Annotated in this window: 17 protein-coding genes; 7 read left to right on the top strand and 10 right to left on the bottom strand. The window is 61.2% G+C overall.

What is annotated here, in order from left to right:
- Positions 1-38: 38 nt before the first annotated feature.
- Positions 39-1,235: an aromatic amino acid transaminase gene (locus G5137_RS09035; RefSeq protein WP_033114017.1), complete on the bottom strand. Its 1,197-nt coding sequence runs from the start codon at positions 1,233-1,235 to the stop codon at positions 39-41.
- Positions 1,236-1,405: 170 nt separating this feature from the next.
- On the bottom strand, positions 1,406-1,681 hold the full coding sequence (locus tag G5137_RS09030) for a metal/formaldehyde-sensitive transcriptional repressor (protein WP_005343089.1): 276 nt from the start codon (positions 1,679-1,681) through the stop codon (positions 1,406-1,408).
- Between the two features lie 71 nt (positions 1,682-1,752).
- Here G5137_RS09030 and dmeF point away from each other — a divergent pair, with 71 nt between their 5' ends.
- A complete protein-coding gene (dmeF, locus tag G5137_RS09025; protein WP_227341451.1) occupies positions 1,753-2,712 on the top strand; it encodes a CDF family Co(II)/Ni(II) efflux transporter DmeF in 960 nt (319 codons plus the stop codon).
- A gap of 160 nt (positions 2,713-2,872) precedes the next feature.
- On the opposite strand, the gene G5137_RS09020 is transcribed toward dmeF, so the two are convergent.
- From G5137_RS09020 to lpxL, 7 genes are all read right to left on the bottom strand, one after another.
- The gene (locus G5137_RS09020; RefSeq protein WP_005343091.1) at positions 2,873-3,121 is read right to left on the bottom strand and encodes a hypothetical protein; all 249 of its coding nucleotides are present in this window, start codon (positions 3,119-3,121) and stop codon (positions 2,873-2,875) included.
- A 66-nt stretch (positions 3,122-3,187) separates the two neighbouring features.
- Positions 3,188-3,760 (bottom strand): DNA-J related domain-containing protein, encoded by a 573-nt coding sequence (locus G5137_RS09015; RefSeq protein WP_204420230.1) that lies wholly within the window; start codon positions 3,758-3,760, stop codon positions 3,188-3,190.
- Positions 3,757-5,544, bottom strand: coding sequence for a cation:proton antiporter (locus G5137_RS09010; RefSeq protein WP_421255252.1), 1,788 nt, complete (start codon positions 5,542-5,544; stop codon positions 3,757-3,759). Before G5137_RS09010 ends, G5137_RS09015 begins: the two co-directional genes overlap by 4 nt.
- Before the next feature lie 190 nt (positions 5,545-5,734).
- A complete protein-coding gene (locus G5137_RS09005; protein WP_005335907.1) occupies positions 5,735-6,256 on the bottom strand; it encodes an MltR family transcriptional regulator in 522 nt (173 codons plus the stop codon).
- Positions 6,257-6,389: 133 nt separating this feature from the next.
- On the bottom strand, positions 6,390-7,535 hold the full coding sequence (locus G5137_RS09000) for a mannitol-1-phosphate 5-dehydrogenase (RefSeq protein WP_005335906.1): 1,146 nt from the start codon (positions 7,533-7,535) through the stop codon (positions 6,390-6,392).
- 37 nt (positions 7,536-7,572) lie between these two features.
- Entirely contained in the window at positions 7,573-9,495 is a 1,923-nt protein-coding gene (locus G5137_RS08995; RefSeq protein ID WP_421255251.1) for a PTS mannitol transporter subunit IICBA, read from the bottom strand.
- Positions 9,496-10,125: 630 nt separating this feature from the next.
- A complete protein-coding gene (gene lpxL / locus G5137_RS08990) occupies positions 10,126-11,049 on the bottom strand; it encodes an LpxL/LpxP family Kdo(2)-lipid IV(A) lauroyl/palmitoleoyl acyltransferase (protein ID WP_139411008.1) in 924 nt (307 codons plus the stop codon).
- A gap of 204 nt (positions 11,050-11,253) precedes the next feature.
- Between lpxL and hldE the strand changes: the two genes are divergently transcribed.
- Entirely contained in the window at positions 11,254-12,681 is a 1,428-nt protein-coding gene (gene hldE / locus G5137_RS08985; protein WP_005335903.1) for a bifunctional D-glycero-beta-D-manno-heptose-7-phosphate kinase/D-glycero-beta-D-manno-heptose 1-phosphate adenylyltransferase HldE, read from the top strand.
- A gap of 116 nt (positions 12,682-12,797) precedes the next feature.
- Here hldE and tolC read toward each other — a convergent pair whose 3' ends face one another.
- On the bottom strand, positions 12,798-14,120 hold the full coding sequence (gene tolC, locus G5137_RS08980; RefSeq protein ID WP_227341446.1) for an outer membrane channel protein TolC: 1,323 nt from the start codon (positions 14,118-14,120) through the stop codon (positions 12,798-12,800).
- A 304-nt stretch (positions 14,121-14,424) separates the two neighbouring features.
- On the opposite strand from tolC, the gene nudF reads away from it, so the two are divergent.
- The 5 genes from nudF to parE all read left to right on the top strand — a co-directional run bounded on the left by nudF (position 14,425) and on the right by parE (position 19,001).
- Positions 14,425-15,066, top strand: a complete 642-nt coding sequence (gene nudF / locus G5137_RS08975) for an ADP-ribose diphosphatase (protein WP_005335901.1) — start codon at positions 14,425-14,427, stop codon at positions 15,064-15,066.
- Positions 15,029-15,517, top strand: a complete 489-nt coding sequence (locus tag G5137_RS08970) for a DUF1249 domain-containing protein (RefSeq protein ID WP_196783449.1) — start codon at positions 15,029-15,031, stop codon at positions 15,515-15,517. The genes nudF and G5137_RS08970 overlap by 38 nt, the downstream gene beginning before the upstream one ends.
- Positions 15,518-15,539: 22 nt before the next feature.
- Positions 15,540-16,358: a 3',5'-cyclic-AMP phosphodiesterase gene (cpdA, locus tag G5137_RS08965; protein ID WP_005335897.1), complete on the top strand. Its 819-nt coding sequence runs from the start codon at positions 15,540-15,542 to the stop codon at positions 16,356-16,358.
- A 12-nt stretch (positions 16,359-16,370) separates the two neighbouring features.
- Positions 16,371-16,958, top strand: coding sequence for a YqiA/YcfP family alpha/beta fold hydrolase (locus tag G5137_RS08960; protein ID WP_338456095.1), 588 nt, complete (start codon positions 16,371-16,373; stop codon positions 16,956-16,958).
- Positions 16,959-17,090: 132 nt separating this feature from the next.
- Positions 17,091-19,001 (top strand): DNA topoisomerase IV subunit B, encoded by a 1,911-nt coding sequence (gene parE, locus G5137_RS08955; RefSeq protein WP_005343111.1) that lies wholly within the window; start codon positions 17,091-17,093, stop codon positions 18,999-19,001.
- Positions 19,002-19,021: the final 20 nt, after the last annotated feature.

Raw genomic sequence — 19,021 nt, 5'->3', positions numbered from 1 at the left:
AAGACAAGAAAGCCCCGCCAAAGCGGGGCTGATGCGGATTAGCCCTTGAGCACCGCCGCCATGGCGTCAGCCACATAGTCGACGTTGCGGCTGTTGAGGCCCGCCACGCACATGCGACCGGATCGCACCAGATAGACGGCGAACTCCTCGCGCAGCCTGTCCACCTGCTCCGGGGTGAAGCCGGTGTAGCTGAACATGCCGCGCTGGTTGATGAAGTAGCTGAAGTCGCGGCCCGGCACCTTGGCGCTCAGCACCTCGAACAGCTTCTGGCGCATGGCCTTGATGCGGGTGCGCATCTCGGTCACCTCGTCGACCCACATGGCGTGCAGCTCGGGCTGGCTCATCACAGCCGCGGTGATCTGGCCACCGTGGGTGGGCGGGCTGGAGTAGTTGCGACGCACGGTGGCCTTCATCTGACCCAGTACGCGGCTGGCTTCTTCGGCATCCTTGCAGATGACCGACAGGCCGCCGCACCGCTCGCCGTAGAAGGAGAGGTTCTTGGAAAAGGAGTTGCTGACGAAGAAGCTTACGCCGGCGGCCACCATGGCGCGAATGGCGTAGGCATCCTCTTCCAGCCCGTCGCCGAAGCCCTGATAGGCGATATCCATAAAGGGGATCAGGTTCTTCTCGACCACCAGCGCGATCACCCGATCCCACTGGGCACGGGAGAGATCCACCCCGGTCGGGTTGTGGCAGCAGGGGTGCAGCAGCACGATGCTCTTGGCCGGCAGGGTACTCAGGCAGTCGATCATCGCATCAAACTGCACGCCGCCAGTGGCCGCATCGTAGTAGGGGTAGTCGTGCACCTTGATGCCGGCGCCTTCGAACATCGCCTTGTGGTTATCCCAGGTGGGATTGCTGACCCACACCTCGGAGGTCGGGAAGTAGCGCTTGAGCAGATCGGCGCCGATCTTCAGCGCGCCGGAGCCGCCGATGGTCTGGATGGTGGCGATACGTCCCGCCTTGACCGCTTCATGGTCGGCACCAAACAGCAGGTGTTGCACTGCGGTGCGGTAGTTGGCGGCGCCTTCCATCGGCTGGTAGGGGCGCGGGGCAGGGGCGGCCGCGCGCTGGGCTTCGGCCTGCTGCACCGACGGCAGCAGCGGAATGCGCCCCTGCTCGTCGTAATAGAGGCCGATCCCCAGGTTCACCTTCTGCTCGCGGGTGTCTTTGTGGAAGGTCTCGACTAGCGTCAGGATGGGGTCGCCAGCATAGGCATCGACGTGTTCAAACATGGGGGATCCTTGAAATTGACTGTCCAGTAAAACCGGCGGTCAGCCGGGCTGGACATCATGGCGCAAAGCTGGCGGTGGCTCAAGCCCGAAAGGGACGGGGGCTGGCGGGCAGACGCCACACAGCCGTAAACGGAATGATGCGGGGTCGCCCGCAGCCTCATTCACCGGTCCTACTTCAGATAGGATCGCAATACCCGCACTACTTGATCCAGATCTTCCAGCCGCTCGGCCGGGGTCGCCTCTTCGGCACCCAGATGCTCACGCATGTGCCCTTCCAGCACCTCCAGCATCAGGCCGTTGACGGCACCGCGAATGGCCGCGATCTGCTGCAAAATGGCGGCGCAGTCGCTCTCCTGCTCCAGCGCGTGCTCCAGCGCACCGGCCTGTCCCTTGATGCGACGTACCCGTGCCAGCAGCTTCTTTTTACCGTGAATGGTGTGTGACATGCAGGATCCTCTCGATCAATAAAACTATACTGGGGTATAGTATATTGCATTGTCGTCCTCAGGAGAAATCCATGTCATCCCTTGCCTCATCCCACTGCCACCAACCCGTCGTCCACGAAGGGAATCCGCTGGCCGAACAGAAGACTCGCTGGGCCGTGCTGCTGACCGTCATCATGATGGTGGCGGAGATCGGCGGCGGCTGGTTCTACAACTCCATGGCGCTGCTGGCCGATGGCTGGCACATGAGTTCCCACGCGCTGGCGCTCGGCCTCTCGGTGCTGGCCTACCGCGCCGCCCGCCACTTTGCCCGCGACCACAGATTCAGCTTCGGCACCTGGAAGATCGAGGTGCTGGGTGGCTTCACCAGCGCTCTCCTGCTGGTGGGGGTGGCCGGGCTGATGCTGTTCGAGTCGGTGTTCAGGCTGCTCGATCCCAGCCCGATCCACTATCAACAGGCGATCGCCATCGCGCTGGTGGGGCTGCTGGTGAATCTGGCCTGTGCCTGGCTGCTCAAGGATGATCACGGCCATCATCACCACGGCCATGGGCATGACCACCATCATGGGCATCACGACCACGATCATCATGACCATGACGATCACCACGGCCATCAGGATCTCAACCTGCGTGCCGCCTATATCCACGTGCTGGCGGATGCGGCCACTTCCGTGCTGGCGATCCTGGCACTGGTGGGGGGCATGCTGTGGGGGGCCGACTGGCTGGATCCCCTGATGGGCATAGTGGGGGCCGTACTGGTGGCGGTGTGGGCCTGGGGTCTGCTGCGCGACTCCGGTCGGGTGCTGCTGGATGCCGAGATGGATACCCCGTTGGTGGGTGAGATCCGTGAGGTGATTGCCGACCTGCCGGATGCCGAGATCCGCGATCTGCACGTCTGGCGGGTGGGCCAGCAGCAGTATGCCTGCGTGCTCTCCCTGCTGATGACTGCGCCTGTCTCCGCCAGCGAGATCCGCGCGCGGTTGGCGATACATGAAGAGCTGGTCCATGTGACCATAGAGATAGCCACTCCATAGCCAGATTTATGGCTGTCTATGCCAGATAGCGTGCAACTTGTACTCTGCAACACGAGTAAATCGAAGCAGTTTTTTCTGGGGAGGCCTGTGGCAGGCACGTGCTGACTATGTGCCTAGTACAAGCCTCACCGGGGCTAGGGGTGAGATGTGACGGTTTGAGTTAACGTTCGAAGAAGCGATAGAGGTGTTCTACCTGCATCGGGCAGTCAGCTACCAGATGCACATGATCGCGGGCCTGTTCGACCGTATCGAAACTGACCGGGCAGCCGAGGGTATCGGTCAGCTCGTAGAGGGCGCCATCATTGCCTCTGAATTCGATGATCCAGCCGGGGATGGCCACGTCGTGGAGTATTTCGGCCTCTTGCAGGATCTGTTGTTGATAGAGCTTGCGAAGTTCACTGACTGTCATGATGCTCTCCTTTGAAGGGGGATTCAGCTCCAGTCTATGCCTCTCTTTGTGCGGACGGCAACCGGATCATCCCCGCAGGACCTCCCAGGCCCAGCGGATGCGGATAAAGGTCTCGGCATTGCCACCCCGATCTGGATGGTGCTGCAATGCCAGCTCCCGCCAGCGGCGGCGGATCGCCTCCTGACTCGCCCCCTCATTCAACCCGAACAGGGCCAGCGCCTCGGCTTTGTGCCCCTCACCGTCATAAGCGCGCCAGAAGCGGTTGAGCAGGGCTTCAACTTCGGCACGGTCGGTCTGCCAGAACACCTGCCAGTCGAGATAGTAGCTACGCAGATTTTCGCCAAGGGCAAAGCCGTGGTTGGCCTCCTGATTCCCGGCCAGCGGTTCGAGCCGGATATCCAGGGTGCTGATTACCAGCCACCATCCCTCTTGCCAGAGCTCGGCCTGCAACTGGTAGAGGGCGTTCATGATCAGGAAGTTGACCCGAAACAGCTGTAGTTGCTCATCGTCGGCCAGCCGGGGGATCTCCCCCTGCTGGCGCAGAGCGGCCATCAGTTCATGCACCTTGTAGCTTCCCGCCGCCTGTTGCAATAGCACCAGCAGAGGGGCGATCAGCGGATTGTGGTTGGCTTCGCTCATTCGGCACCCTGCTCTCTGGGTGGCTGCAGGGCGATCAGCAGCTCACCCGCCTGCGGGGTGACAGGGCCGGTAACGATCTGGGGCTTGCCCTTGCCATCCATGATGAACAGCGGGATGGCGCCGGGATTGGCGGTCTGATACTGGGCCCAGTCGAACGTCTCGCTCAGGCGGGTCGCCTTGATCTGGCCGCCCCGGCTCAGCAGGCTGCTCAGCCTGGCATAGTTGATGTCGGGGCCGAACAGGTTCTGGCGAGCGCGAAAGGTGGCGCTCTCCCGGTTGGCCTTGCCGTGCTGCTCGCTGGATCGCAGGGAGTAGACCTGCTCCTCGCCGTAGAGGTGGGCAAAGTGCAGCACCCCGAGGGCGTTGTTGTGGCGGTTGGGGGAGAGTGCCAGCACGGTACTGATGCTGGTAAGCGGCAGGTGCAGCTCGGCATGTTCCGACTGGGGGTTGCCGAAGTAGCAGGGGAGGTTGCTCATCCGCGCCTGTTTGCAGAACTCCCAGGCGGGATCGCAGAGCTGTACCGGCACCCCCTGATCCGCCAGCGCCTTGCCAATGGCCCGCGCCACCGAGTTGGCCCCTATGATGAGCCAGGTGTTGGGGGCGCTCTGGCGCATCTTGAGCAGGCTGGCCAGCGGTGCCGAGGTGAGGCTCTGCAACACCACGGTGGAGATGATCACCGCAAATACCAGCGGTACCAGCTTGTCGGCATCGGGGATCTCGGCCTGATGCAGGCTGATGGCAAACGAGGCACTGACTGCCGCCGCGACTATGCCACGCGGGGCGATCCAGCTCAGCAGGGCGCGAGCTCGCCAGGAGAGATCCGAGCCCCAGGTCGAGACCAGAATACAGAGCGGACGCGCCACGAATTGCACCACGCAGAGCAGCGCCAGCACCATGGGGCCGAGTTGCCAGAGCTGGGCCAGATCGAGGCGCGCTGCCAGCAGGATAAACAGGCTGGAGATAAGGATGACCGCGAGATCCTCCTTGAACGCCAGCACCTCCTCTAGGTCCAGCCCCTCCTGATTGGCGAGCCAGATACCGAACACGGTCACCGCCAGCAGGCCGGACTCGTGGCTCAGCCAGTTGGAGAGGCTGAAGGTGACCAGCACCAGCGCCAGCACGCCGAACTTGTGCAGGCTGACCGGTAGCCAGTCCTTGCGAATGAGCAGGGTGGTGAGCCAGCCCGCCGCCACCCCGATCAGGGAACCGACCAGCACTGTCTTGCCCAGCGCCAGCAGGGTATGGCTGATGAGATCCCCCTGACTGCCGAGGCGCACCGCCTCGAACACCAGCACCGCAAACAGGGCGCCGATGGGGTCGATGACGATCCCCTCCCAGCGCAGGATGCGGTCCACCTCCCGGGTGGGGCGGATCACGTTGAGCATGGGGGCGATCACCGTCGGGCCCGTTACCACCAGTACCGCGCCGAGCATGGTGGCAACCCGCCAGTCCAGCCCCAGCAGGAAGTAACCGGCGCTGCCGATGACGGCGAAACTGACCAGCATGCCGGTGGAGCAGAGATTGCGCACCACCTTGCCGATCCCCTTGAGCTCGGCCAGATGGAGGGTCAGTGCCCCCTCGAACAGGATGATGGCCACCGACAGGGAGACCAGCGGAAACAGCAGATCCCCGAGCAGGGCATCGGGGTCGAGCAGGCCGCTGACCGGGCCCAGAGTCAGGCCGGTGAGCAGCAGAAACAGGATGGCGGGTACCCGCAGCGACCAGGCAAGCCATTGGGCCAGCACGGAGACCAGGGCGATCCCGGCCAGAGAGAGGGCAATCATGCAGACCTCGATTCAGGCAGTGAGTATGGAGCTAGTGTAGTGGCTAAGTTGGTCAGATTGACACCTGAAGGAGCGTGCATCATGGCCGGGATGGGGAGATGTGCGACAGTCGGCGTCATGGTGGCTGGCGGTGGTGTGCAGGGCGCCAGCCAGACGCCAACCGTGGTGATGGGGTGGCCTTGGGGCTGGATTAGATGGGGCTCTCCTTGTGGAGCTCGCCGACACAGTCGGCCAGCGCCAGTACCAGTGCGGAGCGCACCATCTGATCGAGCCGGTTGAGCTGCATCTGGTAGAAGGCCCAATCCTCTTCGCTGGCGGGGGGCTCCAGCTTCATCATGCCGCCCTGATTGACCCCGTGCAGGCGGTCGAGCAGATCGCGGATCGGCTTGTCGCTGAAGCGGTAATCCTTGGGGTCGCGCACCAGAAAGTCGCGGATCTTGATATAGGCTTCGATATCCTGATAGCGCTCGAGGGAGATGAGGCCGAGGGCGAAGATGAGCTTGAGGCGCACCTCCAGCTGGCCGAGGGGTCCGCTCTGGTTGAGCAGGGGTTCGATGGCGTATTTGACGGCATACTCCTCCTGACGGAACGCGCGTCGCATCAGGGAGTCGACCGCCTCTTCCAGGATGGTCACGGCTTCGAGAAAGAAGCCGCGGGGGCCATCCTGCTCATTCAGTCGTTCCAGTACTTCATCTTCCTGGTGTGTGGTCATAGGTGCATTGGGTCCAGCTGACAGGGAGAGAGTGGGCCTCTCTCCCGGTTTTTATCATATGGGGCACATTCCCTTGCCATTCAAGCGCTTGGCGCGCTATCAGTGGTGGCTGAATGCGCCGCAAGCAGGTTCATTACAGGGTTTCGTAACGGGCGACGATGGCGCGAACCACCTCGCTCTCTTCATCCAGTCCGGTAACGCGGGCCAGCGCTTTGGCCGGGCCAAGCTCCGCCAGCAGGGCTTGCAACTCCACTGCCTGCGGGTCATCGGCATTGCGATAGTGGAGCGCCGCGGCGATCCCTTCCTGCAACTGATCGCTCGGCAGGCCGTACTCCAGGGTGCCCAGCAGCGGCTTCACCAGTCGATCCCCCGCCGCCAGCTTGCGCAGTGGCTGACGACCGACCCGGTCAATCTCGTCCACCAGATAGGGGTTGGCGAAGCGGGCCAGGATCTTCTCGATGTAGGCGGCGTGCAGACGCGGGTCGAAGCCGTAGCGTTTCACCAGCACGGCACCGCTCTCCTCCATGGCGCGGCGTACCTTGCTGCGGATCACCGGATCTTCGATCGCCTCGCGCACTGTGTGGTAGCCCCGCAGCTTGCCGAGGTAGGCGGTGACGATGTGGCCGGTGTTGAGGGTGAACAGCTTGCGCTCGACGAAGGCCATCAGGTTGTCGGTGGGCTCCATGCCCGCCACCTGTGGCAGCTCCCCCTTGAACTGGGTCTGGTCGACGATCCACTCGCTGAAGCTCTCGACCGTCACTTCCAGCGGATCATCGTTGGCAGCCGCGGCGGGCGGTACGATGCGATCCACCGCCGAGTCGACGAAGCCGATACAGGATTCGAGCGTGGCATGATACGCGACCGGCAGGTACTTGAGTACCTCCCGCTTGAGGTGGCTGGTACCGCGCACCATGTTTTCACAGGCGATGACGTTCAGCGGTGTCAGGTTGCCGGCATCGAAGCGGGCCTGCAGCCCCTTGGCCAGGGTACTGGCAATCTTGTCCAGAATGTTGGGGCCCACTGCCGTGGTGACCAGATCGGCGGTGATGATACGGGCGATCACCTCGTGACCGGCGGAGCTCACCGCCGCCACGTTGCGCACCACATCCAGCTTCTGATCCGCACCCACCACGTGGACCTTATACTCCTGGCGGTGGTTGAGCTGATCGATCAGAGTGTCGTTGACGTCGGCGAAGGTGACCTGATGGCTGGCATCCGCCAGCACTTTGCCGATAAAGCCGCGACCGATGTTACCAGCACCAAAATGCAATGTTTTCATGATATTAACCTCTTGAACCAAAGACGATGAAAGATGATTACGCAGCCTGTTCGGCACCCAGCAGATCCAGGAAGGCCTGGGGATCCGTGGTGCTGGCCAGTCGGTCGATGAGACCGGGTTCATCCAGTGCATTGGTCAGGCGGGTTATTACCTGCATGTGTTCGTCGTTGCGGGCGGCGATGCCGATCACCAGCCGCGCTACTTCATCGGCGGCTTCGCCAAAGGCGACCCCGGCCGGGTACTGGCAGATGACGATGCCGGTACGCTTCACAAACTCCTTGGCGGCGATGGTGCCGTGGGGCACGGCGATGGATTCGCCGAGGTAGGTGGAGACCAGCTGTTCGCGCTCCAGCATGGCGTTGACGTAGTCGGGGGCCACGTAGCCGCGCTCCGCCAGCAGTCGGCCTGCGGTCAGGATGGCGGCCTCCTTGCTGTCGGCTTTCAGTCCCAGATGCACGTCATGACGGCTCAGGGTAAAGACTTCGGCCGCTTGCGGCTCGTAGCTGTCATCGTTGGCGGCCACCAGCAGTTGCGGGTTGGCGACATCATCGTTGGCGGCCTGAGTCAGGCTCTGTACCAGCTCCTGATAGAGGCCGTTGTCGAGGAAGTTGGTCAGGGAAATATGGTGAGCGTTCGGCGCATGGCGACGGGCCCGTTCGGTCAAATCCTTGTGGGTAATGACCCAATCCACCTGATCGTCGAGCTGATCGATGGCGCGGTTGGTGACGCTGATATCGAGCCCGGCGGCCTGCACCCGTTTGCGCAGCATGCCTGCGCCCATGGCGCTGGAGCCCATGCCCGCATCGCAGGCGACCACGATATTGCGTACCGCCATCAGTTCGCCGCCCGGCTTCTTGGCCGCTGCGGTTTCGGGTTTGCCGCCCTTCATGGCTTTCATCTTGCGAGTGGCTTCACCGAGGGCATCGGCCTCGTCAGCTTCCGGCTGCTGGGCGCGGACGAACACGGCGGCGACCAGGAAGGAGACCAGAGTCGCGCTGATGATGGAGAGGGCGACCCCGATCAGGGAGGCTTTCGGCGTCATCAACAACACGGCGAAGATGGAGCCCGGTGAGGCGGGTGAGACCAGACCTGCATTGAACAGGGTCAGGGTAAAGACCCCAGTCATGCCACCGGCGATCACCGCCAGAATGAGGCGCGGGTTCATCAGCACGTACGGGAAGTAGATCTCGTGGATGCCGCCGAAGAAGTGAATGATGGAGGCGCCAGCCGCGGACTGCTTGGCGGCACCACGGCCGAACACCATGTAGGCCAGCAGCACACCCATGCCCGGGCCCGGGTTCGCTTCAATGAGGAAGAAGATGGAGCTACCGTGCTCGGTCGCCTGCTGGATCCCCAGCGGCGAGAAGATGCCGTGGTTGATGGCGTTGTTGAGGAACAGGATCTTGGCCGGTTCGACGAAGATGGAGGTGAGCGGCAGCATGTGGTTTTCCACCAAGAAGCCGACGCCACCGGCCAGCAGGCCGGAGAGCACCTTGACGAAGGGGCCAATCACGAAGAAGGCGAGGATCGCCAGCAGCATGCCGATAAGGCCGGCGGAGAAGTTGTTGACCAGCATCTCGAAGCCGCTCTTGACGCGACCGTCCATCGCCTTGTCGAAGCGCTTGATGGCCCAGCCACCGAGCGGGCCGACCATCATGGCTCCCATAAACATGGGGATGTCGGTACCCACGATGACGCCCATGGTGGTGATGGCACCGACCACGCCGCCACGATCACCGCCCATCAGCTTGCCGCCGGTGTAGCCAATCAGCAGCGGCAGCAGGTAGGTGATCATGGGGCCGACCAGCTTGGCCAAGGTTTCATTGGGCAGCCAGCCGGTGGGGATAAAGAGGGCGGTAATAAAGCCCCAGGCGATGAAGGCGCCTATGTTGGGCATGACCATATTGGACAGGAAGCGTCCAAAATTCTGTATCTTGACTTTGGTATCCGGTGATAACATGTCGGGACCCCGTTTTAAGCCTGTTTGATTAAAAGTGGTAGTTCGGGATGGCCGGTTTTGCCGAACCTCCATCCCGGTCGTCTAAGCAACTTCAATCTACCAGCTCGCGATCAAATTAGGCTGAAAACGGGGTGTCTTGTGATCCAGCTCTCAGATACCCAGCGATACCCCCTCCATAACCAGTGACCTGCATCACATTCCCATGCTGTAATTCGGCTACATTTCGATCTTTTCTGTTTTGCATGGTCATTTTTTGTGACTCAAATCACTAAAGTTACTTTATGGCTCTCTTGTTCAATAGTGATTCTCGTCACAAATTCAATTTTTGTATTCGAATGGGACAAATCACTCAATTACTCATCAGTGGGTAGTGGCGATGGATCTATCGAAATACTCCATTGCTTACCAATGAATCAATAAATTTGTAACCCGCTTTCAGTTTTTACGGTTGGTGATGAGGTCTCTTTTGCTGCTGGCCGATGGGAATGGGCGCCAACATGCAGGATGTTATCGAGCGGCAGATGTTCGGAGCGCTTCTTTGCCGCGCAGGTCAGACAGCAGATAAAAACAAACCGCCAGCAGGCGGTTTGTCGGTTTTGGCGATCTGGCCCTAGTCGGGAGTGTTACCGCTTAGTAGAAGCTTGCATCCTCGGGGGAGGGGCGGGTCTTGAAGCGGCGATGGAGCCACATGTACTGCTCCGGCGCCTTGCGCACCGCGGCTTCAATCTCGCGGTTGGCGCGAGCCGCATCGACCATGTCATCACCGCTGGGGTAGTCGGCGAGGGGCGCCCCGATATGCAGGGTGTAACCCTCGCTGGTGCGGATGTTGTAGCAAGGCAGGGTGACGGTGTTCTTCACCCGCGCCAGAGTGGCGGTGCCAGTGATGGTGGCCGCCTGCTCCACCGCGAAGTAGGGCACGAACACGCTGGCGTGGGAGCCATAGTCGTGATCCGGCGCGTACCAGAGGGCGTCACCGTTGCGTAGCGCCTTGATCATCCCCTTCACGTCCATCCGGTCTACCAGATATTTGTTGGAGGCGCAGCGACCGTGATACTGGGCATACTCCAGCACCGGGTTGGTGTTGGGGCGATAGACGCCGACCCCTGGCCGTACCAGCCCGAAACAGCGGGCGTTGAGTTCCAGCGTCAGGAAGTGGCAGGAGAGCAGCAGCATGCCCTGACCTTTTTCCATGGCGGCGATGACGTGCTCTTCCCCTTCCACCTTCATCAGGTTGCGCATCCGCCAGTCTGGCCAGAACCAGGCGATCCCCACCTCGAACACGGCGCAGCCCACGCTCTCAAAGTTTGCCTTAAGCAGTTTCTCCCGCTCATCCCGGGTCAGCTCGGGCATGGCCAGCTCCAGATTGCGACGGGCAATCTTGACCCGGGACTTCAATATCCTGGCGGCGAGGCGACCGAGCTGACGGCCCAGCCACATCTGGCTGCGCCACGGCAGCAGGGTCAGCAGCCAGAGCAGGCCGAGGCCGAACCAGCTGGCCCAGTAACGGGGATGAAACAGGCGGGGCTCGAGGCGGGGAGCGTTGTCATGGGCCATGGCTAATCTCTTGTTCGCAAACACAATCGGGGGATTCTAGCCGAAAAGGGGGGGCGGGGGCGAATGGCTGTGTGCTGGTCAGAGGGGTAGCCTGCGTCCGGTTAGCGTGACAGCGGCGGCAACTGCGGTCGGCTTTTTCTACACCGGATAAAAGAGTGTGATAAAATCGCCCGCTGATTTTTCAGGTTTTGAGAGTCGATACAGATGAAGATCACCCTGCCCGATTTTGAAAAAGCCCGCGTTCTGGTCGTTGGCGATGTCATGTTGGACCGTTACTGGCATGGCCCTACCGGTCGGATCTCCCCCGAGGCGCCGGTGCCCGTGGTCAAGGTTGAACACATTGAGGAGCGTCCCGGTGGCGCGGCCAACGTGGCCCTCAACTCCGCTGCGCTGGGCGCCCACGCCGTGCTGCTTGGCCTGACCGGTCAGGACGAGGCTGCCGATGCCTTGGCTGGCCAGATGGCTGGCGTCAAGGTGGCCTGTGATTTCGTTCGTCTGGCCGACTTCCCGACCATCACCAAGCTGCGGGTGCTGTCCCGCAACCAGCAGCTGCTGCGTCTGGACTTTGAAGAGCCCTTCCACTCCGTCGATGCCACCCTGCTGATGAGCAAGGTGGAGCAGGCGCTGCCGAATAGCGACGTGATGATCCTCTCCGACTACGGCAAGGGTGCTCTCAACGACGTGCCCGGCATGATCCAGCGCGCCCGAGCCGCCGGTATTCCGGTGCTGGTCGACCCCAAGGGGACCGACTTCGAGAAGTATCGCGGTGCCACCCTGCTGACCCCCAACATGTCCGAGTTCGAGGCTGTGGTAGGCAAGGTGAAGAGCGAAGAGGAGCTGGTCGCCAAGGGGTTGGATCTGGTCAAGCGTTTCGAGCTGGATGCCCTGCTGGTCACCCGTTCCGAGAACGGCATGACCCTGATCCGCGAAGGTCAGCCGGAGCTGCATCTGCCGGCTCAGGCCCACGAGGTTTATGATGTGACCGGTGCCGGTGATACCGTCATCTCGACCCTCGCCACCTCGCTGGCGGCAGGCAAGAGCCTGGATGAAGCCTGTGCGCTGGCCAATACCGCCGCCGGTATCGTGGTCGGCAAGCTGGGTACCTCTACCGTTAGCCCGGTCGAGCTGGCCAACGCCCTCTACACCGAGCAGGAGACAGGCTTCGGCGTCATGTCCGAAGCCCAGCTGAAAGTGGCGGTTCGTGCCGCCCGTCTGCGTGGCGAGAAGGTGGTGATGACCAACGGTTGCTTCGACATCCTGCACGCCGGCCATGTCTCCTATCTGGCCAACGCCGGCAAGTTGGGGGATCGCCTGATCGTGGCGGTCAATACCGACGAGTCGGTTCGCCGTCTGAAAGGGCCGGGTCGTCCGGTCAACCCGACCGAGCGTCGCATGGCGGTGCTGGCTGCGCTGGGCGCGGTGGATTGGGTAGTGCCGTTTGGTGAAGATACCCCGCAGCGTCTGATCGCCGAGATCCTGCCGGATCTGCTGGTCAAGGGGGGTGACTACAAGCCGGAAGATATCGCCGGTTACGCCGAAGTGACCGCCAACGGCGGTGAGGTGCGCGTTCTCAACTTCGAGGATGGCTGCTCCACCACCGACATCATCAAGACGATCCGCGAGCGCGGCTAACGTTCAGCTGGCCCCGCAATCTGGCGGGGCTCGCTATCGGCGGTAGCAAGCCGACAGAAATACGGATAACAAAAAGGCGACCTTGCGGTCGCCTTTTTCATGTCCGATAGCGGCTATTAGCCTTTGGCTTTTGCCGTGGCAGGCATTAGACCCTGGTTTACTTCCACCAGATCCTGCGCTTCCAGAATACCGGCAGCCTGTTTCAGGCTCAGGATATTGAGAATGTAGTTGTAACGGGCTTCGGAGAGCTTCTGCTTGGCCTCGTACAGCTTGCGAGTGGAGTCCAGCACGTCGACGATGGTACGGGTACCCACTTCGTAACCGGCTTCGGTCGCCTTCAGGGCGCTGTCGGCGGAGACCACAGACTGGCTGTAGGCGCGCACCGAGCCGATGCTGGCGTTCACGTTGTTGTAGGAGGAGCGCACTGTGCTCTGCACCGAGCGGAAGTTCTTCTCCAGCAGTTCGCTGGCCGCCACGTAGTTGTATTGAGCCTGTTTCACCTTAGAGCTGGTGGCGCCACCGCTGTAGATGGGCAGCTTGAAGGTCAGACCGATATTGGCCTGATTGTCATTGCCGCCGCTCTGAATACTATCCAGCTTGTAATCGGTATTGCTGGTTTGCAGTCCGGCACCCAGATCCAGCGTCGGCTCATGGCCGGTTTTGGCCAGATCGATCTGCTCCTTGGCAATGTCCTTGCTGATGCGGGCACTGTGCAGTTGCAGGTTTTTGTCCAGCGCCAGCTCCAGCCACTTGTCGGAGCCGAAGGCGGTCTTCTGCGGGCTGAAACGATCGGTGTTCAGCACGTCCAGATTGCGGTGATCAACACCGGTCAGCTCGCGCAGGGTCTCGTAGCTGTTGTCCAGCGAGTTTTCTGCATTGATCTCGTCAGCCAGCGCCTGGTCGCGAGAGGCTTCTGCTTCATGGACGTCGGTGATGGCGGTCAGGCCCACTTCGAAACGCTGCTGGGTTTGCTCCAGCTGACGCTCTACCGCAACCTTGTTGGCACGGACGAACTCCAGGGTATCCATCGCCTTGAGCACATCAAAGTAGGCTTTGGCGGTGCGCACCATCAGGTTCTGGATTTCGAGGTTGTAGGCGACATCTGACTGAGTGGCCTGCTTCTCGCTGATATCCAGATTGACCCAGTTACTGCGACGATAGAGGGATTGCGACAGCGTCACCTCACCCTTGGCGTTGGTATTGCTCTGGGTATCGTTCTTGTTTTGCAGATAATTGAGCCCGGCACCCAGATCGATCTGGGGCAGCAGAGGGGCACGGGATTCGTTGATCTTCTCGAAGGCCTGGTCGCGAACGGCTTTGGACTGCAGCAACTGCGGGTCTTTGATCTGGGCTTGCTGGTAGATGTCGAGCAGGTTTTCGGCATGGGCACCGGCACTGACGCCCAGCAACACCATGACTGACAAAAGTGTTCTTTTCATAGATCGTTTTAACCTTATGTAGTAACCCAAACTGGTTGCTGGAGAGGCAAATATTGTCACCGACCAAGCTTGATTGCAGCTTAATCACTCTACTATAAGCAAAATTTAATGCTAAGAGTCTCAGGTCCGGTGACGGGAACGTCAAGAACCGGACGCAGTTTTCTCCCCGCGCGCCTAGCCAAATGGTCTGTGGCTGCTAAAATCCACCCCTCATTACCATGGCACGCCGAGTGAATGAACGTTCATTCATGTTCCTCGGATTTTATGGTCAAACTGATACAAGTCAAGCTGACGGGAGCCCCGGATGTCGCAGCAACCCTTGCCGCAAGATCGGCATTACGCCGCCGATGATGTGAAAATCATTGAAAAATCAGCTGGATATAACGGCTTCTTCAAGGTGAATGTCTATCGTTTGCAGCATCGGTTATTTGCTGGCGGCTGGAATCAGCCCATCGTGCGCGAGCTGTTCGAGCGGGGCCATGCTGCCGCACTGCTGCCCTATGATCCAGTGCGCGACCAGATCGTGCTGGTGGAGCAGTTCCGTATCGGCGCCATGGAGACCAGCCCGACCCCCTGGCTGCTGGAGCTGGTAGCCGGCATCATCGACGAAGGTGAGACCGCCGAGGCGGTGGTGCGTCGCGAAGCGGTGGAAGAGGCCGGTATCGAGGTGGCCCGCTGCGAGCATGCCATCAGCTATCTGGTGAGCCCGGGCGGCAGCACCGAGCGGATCGAGGTCTTTGTGGGCGAGGTGGATGCCAGCAAGGCCGAGGGACTGCACGGGCTGGCGGATGAGGGCGAGGATATCCGGGTGCACGTGGTGAGCCGCGAACAGGCCTACGCCTGGCTCAAAGAGGGACGTATCGACAATGCGGCCTCGGTCATTGCCCTGCAGTGGTTGGCCCTCAACCATGGCGAGCTGCGCGCCCGCTGGCTGGCGGATCGCTGAGGTGGCGCTGACCCTGCAACAGAGCAGGCGCTATGTTCCTGATCTGATGTCCTTGCAGCGTACCTGCGAGGTCAATTACATGGCGTTGATGAAACTGCTGCCGCCAGATGGGGAAGTCGGCGCCGAGCGCCGCTATCGGGTCGGCAACGATCTGCAGTTCCAGCTCACCATCATTGGCGAGAGTCGCTTCACCAATCAGGTGATCCTGAGCCAGCACAACCCCGAATTGCCCGAATATTTACAAGCTCAGATAGAGATTCGTTTGTATCATGATGTGCGGATGGCGGAAGTGTGTGCAGCGCAACAGATTTCCCGTTTGCAACCACGTTATGATTATCCCAATAAAAAGATGCACCAGCGGGACGAAAAGGAGCAGGTAAATCTGTTTCTGGCCGAATGGCTAAAATTTTGTCTCAGACATGGTACCAGCCCGATCAATATCTCCAGTTGAACAAATAAAAAGAAGCGTGATTTTGGAAACAGAGCTCCCCCAGGCGCAGGACGGCAGTGTGCGCCTGTTGCAAATTACCGACACCCACCTCTTCGCGAGTGCCGAAGGGCGGCTGTTGGCTGTGCGCACCGCAGAGAGTCTGGCCGCCGTGCTGGAACAGGTGCAGGCCAATGAACACCCCTACGAGGTGATTCTGGCGACCGGCGATCTGTCGCAGGATCACAGCCCGGAATCCTATCAGCGTTTCGCCTCCATGATGGCGCCTCTTGGCCGCCCCATCTACTGGCTGCCGGGCAATCACGATGACAGCCCGCTGATGACCGAATATCTCCATGCCGCCGGGATCAGTGAATCCAAGCTGCTGGTGGGCGACCACTGGCAGGTGATCCTGCTCGACACTCAGGTGCGCGGCAAACCCCACGGCATGATTGGCGATCACCAGCTGGCCGCCCTCGACCGCGCCCTGCGCCAATATCCTGATCGCCACGCCCTTATCACCCTGCACCATCAGGCGGTGCCGGTGGGCTGCGCCTGGCTGGATCAGCACAATCTCAAGAATGCCGATGACCTGTTTGCCGTACTGGCCCGTCATCCGCAGCAGAAGACCATCCTGTTCGGCCACGTTCATCAGGAGTTTGACGAGGTGCACCGCGGGGTGCGGCTGATTGCCAGCCCATCGACTTGCATTCAGTTCAAACCGCTCTCTGATGGCTTCGCGCTGGATGAATCCGGCCCGGGCTGGCGCTATCTGACCCTCTATCCGGATGGGCGGGTGGCCAGCGAGGTGTGGCGCCTGCCGGTGGGGCAGTTTGTGCCCGACCCCAACGCTACCGGTTATTGAGGAGCGCATTCCATGAAGTCGGTTCTCCTTTATCTGCACGGTTTCAACTCCTCACCGGGCTCCGCCAAGGCCCAGCAGATGGCTGCCTGGGTGGCCGCCAATCGGCCGGATATCGAGGTGATCATTCCGGCTCAGCCCAATACGCCAGCGGCGGCTTGGGCAGCTATCGAACAGACTATTGCCAATTTGCAGAGCTGCTATGGTAGCGAATTCAAGCTCGGCGCAGTGGGTAGCTCCCTCGGTGGCTTTATGGCGACCCGGGTCAGCGAGCAGTACGGCTGCCGCGCGGCGCTGATCAATCCGGCGGTGCGCCCGCACGAGCTGCTTTGCGACTACCTTGGCCCCCAGACCAATCCCTATACGGGTGAGCAGTACGAACTGCGGCCTGAACATATGGATGAGCTGCGGGCACTGGCGGTACCGGTGACGGCGCCGGAGCGGCTCTGGATCCTGCAACAGCAGGGGGATGAGGTGCTCGACTATCGCAAGGCGCTGGATGAATACCGCTTTGCCCGCCTCTCGCTGGAGTGCGGTGGCAACCATGCCTTTGTTGCGTTCGAGCGCTACCCCGCCCAGATCATCCGTTTCCTCGGGTTATAGTCAGGTTTGAGTCAATAAGGGCGGTCTCGCCCTGCTTGTTCTTCTCCAGATCAAGCTTTCGGTGCGGGGAGTTTGTTCTACCCCCGCCTAGCAGTTAAGATTCCCTCCAAACGTCAATTCGCAAGGCCCTCCATGTCTACTCAATACAATGCGGATGCCATTGAGGTCCTCAATGGCCTTGAACCGGTGCGTCGCCGCCCCGGCATGTATACCGACACCACCCGGCCCAACCACCTCGGCCAGGAGGTCATCGACAACAGCGTCGATGAAGCGCTGGCAGGTCACGCCCGCAATCTGGAGGTGATCCTGCATGAAGACCAGTCCCTCGAGGTGATCGACGACGGCCGCGGCATGCCGGTCGATATCCACCCGGAAGAGGGTGTCAGCGGGGTGGAGTTGATCCTCTGCAAGCTGCACGCGGGCGGCAAGTTCTCCAACAAGAACTACCAGTTCTCCGGCGGTCTGCACGGGGTGGGTATTTCGGTGGTAAACGCCCTCTCCGATCGGGTCGAGGTGACGGTACGTCGCGACGGTCAGGTCTACGACATCGCCTTCGAGCGTGGCGAGAAGGTGCAGGAGCTGACCATCACCGGTACCTGCGGTCGTCGCAATACCGGCACCCGGGTGCGCTTCTGGCCGCAGGCGAGCTACTTCGATTCGCCCAAATTCTCGGTCACCAAGCTGGAGCACCTGCTCAAAGCCAAGGCCGTACTCTGCCCCGGCCTCACCATCAAGTTCCTCGACAAGAACACCGGCATCAAGCTGGAGTGGTGCTACGAAGATGGCCTCAAGGATTACCTGATCGACGCGGTCAAGCAGTTCACCTGCCTGCCGGAGCAGCCCTTTATCGGCTCCTTCAGCTCCGAACAGTCGGCGGTGGACTGGGCGCTCTGCTGGTTGCCGGAAGGGGGCGAATGCCTCGCCGAATCCTATGTGAACCTCATTCCCACCGCGCAGGGCGGTACTCACGTCAACGGTCTGCGTCAGGGCCTGCTCGACGCCATGCGCGAGTTCTGCGAGTTCCGCAACCTGCTGCCGCGCGGGGTCAAGCTGACCCCGGAAGATATCTGGGATCGCTGCGCCTACATCCTCTCCATCAAGATGCAGGATCCGCAGTTCGCCGGTCAGACCAAGGAGCGCCTCTCCTCCCGCCAGAGCTCGGCGTTCGTCTCCGGCGTGGTGAAGGATGCCTTCAGCCTCTACCTGAACAGCAACACCGAGCTGGCGGAGCAGATCGCCGAGCTCTGCATCTCCAGCGCCCAGCGCCGGATGCGTGCCGCCAAGACGGTGGTGCGCAAGAAGATTACCCAAGGCCCGGCGCTGCCCGGCAAGCTGACCGACTGTGGCTGCGCCGACCCCATGCAGGGCGAGCTGTTCCTGGTGGAGGGTGACTCCGCGGGTGGCAGTGCCAAGCAGGCGCGGGATCGCGAGTTTCAGGCCATCATGCCGCTGCGCGGCAAGATCCTGAACACCTGGGAGGTGGAGGCCGGTCAGGTGCTCGCCTCGCAAGAAGTGCACGACATCTCGGTCGCCATCGGTCTTGATCCCGACTCCAACGACCTCAGTGGCCTGCGCTACGGCAAGGTGTGCATCCTCGCGGATGCGGACTCGGACGGTCTGCACATCGCCACTCTGCTCTGTGCCCTGTTTGTGAAGCACTTCCGCGCGCTGGTGGAGAAGGGCCATGTGTATGTCGCCATGCCGCCCCTCTACCGGATCGATATCGGTAAAGAGGTCTACTACGCCCTCGACGAGGACGAGAAGAACGGCGTGCTGCAGCGGGTCGAAGCCGAGAAGAAGAAGGGCAAGGTGATGGTGACCCGATTCAAGGGCCTGGGTGAGATGAACCCGAAACAGCTGCGGGAAACCACCATGGATCCCAACACCCGCCGTCTGGTGCAGCTCACCATGGATCCGGCAGGAGAGAGTGAAGGGGATGCGGCTGACGAGACTCTGCAGCTGATGGACATGCTGCTGGCCAAGAAGCGGGCGAGCGATCGCCGCGAATGGCTGGAAGAGAAGGGCAACCTCGCCATCATCTAAGCCGTCGGTCACCTGCCGAC

It is taken from the genome of Aeromonas sp. 600282 (assembly GCF_049175755.1).
GTDB lineage: Bacteria > Pseudomonadota > Gammaproteobacteria > Enterobacterales > Aeromonadaceae > Aeromonas > Aeromonas veronii_A.
The sequence above is the reverse complement of the archived record's forward strand: the minus strand, read 5'-3'. Positions and strand labels throughout refer to the sequence as shown.